The organism is Actinomycetospora sp. (assembly GCF_036497585.1).
Taxonomy (GTDB): domain Bacteria; phylum Actinomycetota; class Actinomycetes; order Mycobacteriales; family Pseudonocardiaceae; genus Actinomycetospora.
The window spans coordinates 1-3073 of the sequence record NZ_DASXJD010000253.1 but is presented as its reverse complement, the minus strand read 5'-3'; the positions used below and the strand labels follow the sequence as shown (position 1 = coordinate 3073).

The 3073-nt window shown below is 77.8% G+C and carries 3 protein-coding genes; all 3 read left to right on the top strand.

Annotation, left to right across the window (positions count from 1 at the left end):
- The coding region (locus VGH76_RS26475) for a YciI family protein (RefSeq protein ID WP_331559759.1) at positions 1-417 on the top strand (417 nt) is incomplete at its 5' end.
- 2 nt (positions 418-419) lie between these two features.
- Positions 420-1691 carry an RNA polymerase sigma factor gene (locus VGH76_RS26470; RefSeq protein ID WP_331559758.1) on the top strand — a complete coding sequence of 424 codons (1272 nt, stop codon included), beginning with the start codon at positions 420-422 and terminating at the stop codon, positions 1689-1691.
- An 11-nt stretch (positions 1692-1702) separates the two neighbouring features.
- A partial coding sequence (locus VGH76_RS26465; RefSeq protein WP_331559757.1) for an ATP-binding protein occupies positions 1703-3073 on the top strand: 1371 nt, incomplete at its 3' end.

Sequence of the window (3073 nt, the reverse complement as noted above, 5' to 3'; positions counted from 1 at the left end):
GCCACACCGAGCGAGGAGATCGCCGTGAAGTTCCTGCTGCTGACCCGCCACAACGCCTCCGAGACCGCCGTCGCGCCGATGACGGAGTGGGACCCGGCCGACGCCGAGGCCCACCTCGCCGCCCTGCGGGCGATCAACGCCCAGCTCACCGAGAGCGGCGAGCTCCTGACGATGCAGGCCCTCGCCGACCCGGCGAGCGCCCGGATCGTCCACGGGCTCGAGGCGGGCAGCCCGATCGTCACCGACGGGCCCTACCCGGAGAGCACCGAGCTGTTCGCCGGCTACCAGCTCGTCGACGTCGTCGACGAGGACCGCGCGGTCGAGATCGCCGCGCAGGTCGCGGCCGCGCCCGGCCCGGGCGGGAAGCCGATCAACAACCGCATCGAGGTGCGCGCCGTCATGTTCACCTGGGAGTGAGGGTGGCGACCGCCGACGCCGAGGGCCTCGAGGACCTGCTGCGCGCCCACGCCCCGCGGGCCCTCGCGGCCCTCGCCCGGCGCCTCGGCGACCTCGCCGACGCCGAGGACGCCGTCCAGGAGGCGCTCCTCGCCGCCGCGGGCGCGTGGCCGGAGCGCGGGGTGCCGGACGACCCCGCGGCGTGGCTGGTCACGACCGCGGTCCGCCGCCACGTCGACCGGGTCCGCAGCGACACCGCCCGGCGCGCCCGGGAGGACGCCGTCGTCGTCGCCGACCCGGGACTCCCGACCTCGTTGGCGCCCTCGCGCGACGACTCGCTCGCGCTGCTGTTCTGCTGCGCGCACCCGGCGCTGGCCCCGTCGGCGGCGATCCCGCTCACCCTTCGCGCCGTCGGCGGCCTGACCACGCCCGGGATCGCCCGGCTGCTGCTGCTCACCGAGGCTGCGGTCGACCAGCGGATCCACCGGGCGAAGCAGGCCATCCGCGAGGCCGGCGCCCGCTTCCGACTTCCGACGTCGCCGGAGTGGCCCGGCCGGCTCCGGGCGGTGCTGCACGTGCTCTACCTGCTCGCGACGGCCGGGAACGCGCCCGGCGACGCCGGCGGCGACCTCGCCCGCGGGGACGCCGCGGCCGAGGCGGTGCGCCTGCTCCGCGAGCTCGACCGGCTCCTGCCCGACGAACCCGAGGTCGGCGGGCTGCTCGCGCTGGTCCTGCTCACCGAGGCCCGGCGCCCGGCGCGGACCGGTCCCGACGGTCGGTTCGTCCCGCTCGACGAGCAGGACCGGACGCGCTGGGACCAGGAGCTGATCGCCGAGGGCACGCAGCGCGTCGAGCGGGCGATGCGCCGGGGCCGGGTCGGTGCCTACCAGCTGCAGGCCGCGATCGCCGCGGTGCACGCCGAGTCCTCCGACCTGGCCGCGACCGACTGGGCCCAGATCGTCGGGCTCTACGACGTCCTGCTGCGGGTCGACCCCTCGCCGGTGGTGGCGCTCAACCGGGCCGTCGCGGCGGGCGAGGCCGGCGAGCCCCGCGCGGGCCTGGCGCTGCTGGACGCGCTCGAGGGCGAGGCCCGCCGGCTGGGTCACCGGCTGCCGGCGGCGCGGGCCCACCTGCTCGCCCGGCTCGGGGACCACGCAGCCGCCCACGAGGCCTACCGGAGCGCGGCCGCGGCGGCGACGAGCGTCGCCGAGCGCGACCTGCTCGTGCTCCGGGCCGCGAGGTGCCGGGCGCACATCTCAGCGTCCGATGAGATGTCCGGTGGCGTCCCGGGTTAGGGTCGCCTCCCGTGACCTTCCCCTTCTCGGCCGTCGTCGGCCATCCCGACCTGCGGCTGGCGCTGCTGCTCTCGGCCGTGGACCCCGGGATCGGCGGCGTGCTGGTGCGCGGCGAGAAGGGGACCGCGAAGTCGACCATCGTGCGGGCGCTCGCCGGGCTCCTCCCCGACGTGACGGTGCGTGCCGGCGACCGCTTCGGCGTGGACGTCGACGCGGGTGAGGAGAGCCCCGACGGTCCGTTCGGCCCGGACGCAGCCGTCGAGCGGCGCCCCGCCCGCCTCGTGGAGCTGCCGGTCGGGGCCTCCGAGGACCGGCTGATCGGCTCGCTCGACCTGCAGGAGGTACTGGCCCACGGCCGCGGCTCGGTGCAGCCCGGGCTGCTCGCGGCCGCGCACCGCGGCGTGCTCTACGTCGACGAGGTCAACCTCCTGCACGACCACCTCGTCGACCTGCTCCTCGACGCCGCCGCGTCCGGGCGCTCGCACGTCGAGCGCGACGGCATCTCGTTCGCGCACCCGGCGCGGTTCCTGCTGGTCGGGACGATGAACCCCGAGGAGGGCGAGCTGCGCCCGCAGCTGCTCGACCGGTTCGGCCTGACCGTGGCGGTGACAGCCTCTCGGGAGGTCGCCGAGCGGACCGAGGTGGTGCGCCGCCGCCTCGCCCACGACGCCGACCCCGCCGGGTTCGCCGCCCGCTTCGCCGGCGCCGAGGACGAGCTGCGCCGCCGGCTCGAGGAGGCCCGCGACCGGCTGGGCGCCGTGGCGCTGTCGGACCGCGAGCTGGTGCGGATCTCCGCGGTGTGCGCTGCCGTCGAGGTGGACGGGATGCGGGCGGACGTGGTAGTCGCGCGCACCGCCGTCGCCCACGCGGCATGGCGGGGGGCGGCCGCGGTCGACGTCGACGACGTGCGGGCCGCCGCCCGGCTCGCGCTGCCGCACCGGCGCCGCCGGGACCCGTTCGACGAGCCGTCGCTGTCCGAGGAGGAGCTGGCGAAGGCCCTCGAGCAGGCGGAGCAGGCGGTGCAGGACTTCGACGACGACCAGCCGCCGGACCCGCCGTCGGGCGGTGAGGGCGGTCCCGACGACGACGGCGGCCCGGACTCCCCGGGACCGGACGGCGCCGACCAGGGCGGGGCGCCGGGGGCCGAACCCGACGAGGGCGAGGCGCCCGGCCCCCCGGCCGGCCCGGGGCCGGGGTCCGCGGACACCGTGACCGATGGTCAGGGTTCGCGTGAGCCGTCGTCCGGCGGCCGCGACGACGGCGATTCCCTGCCACCGGATGCCGGCAACGGCCCGTCGCCGACCCCGGGGGGTGGCGACGAGCCCGCCGGGCGCCCGGTCGGCGCGCCCACCCCGACACGGCTGCGCACCCGGCGCTTCGAG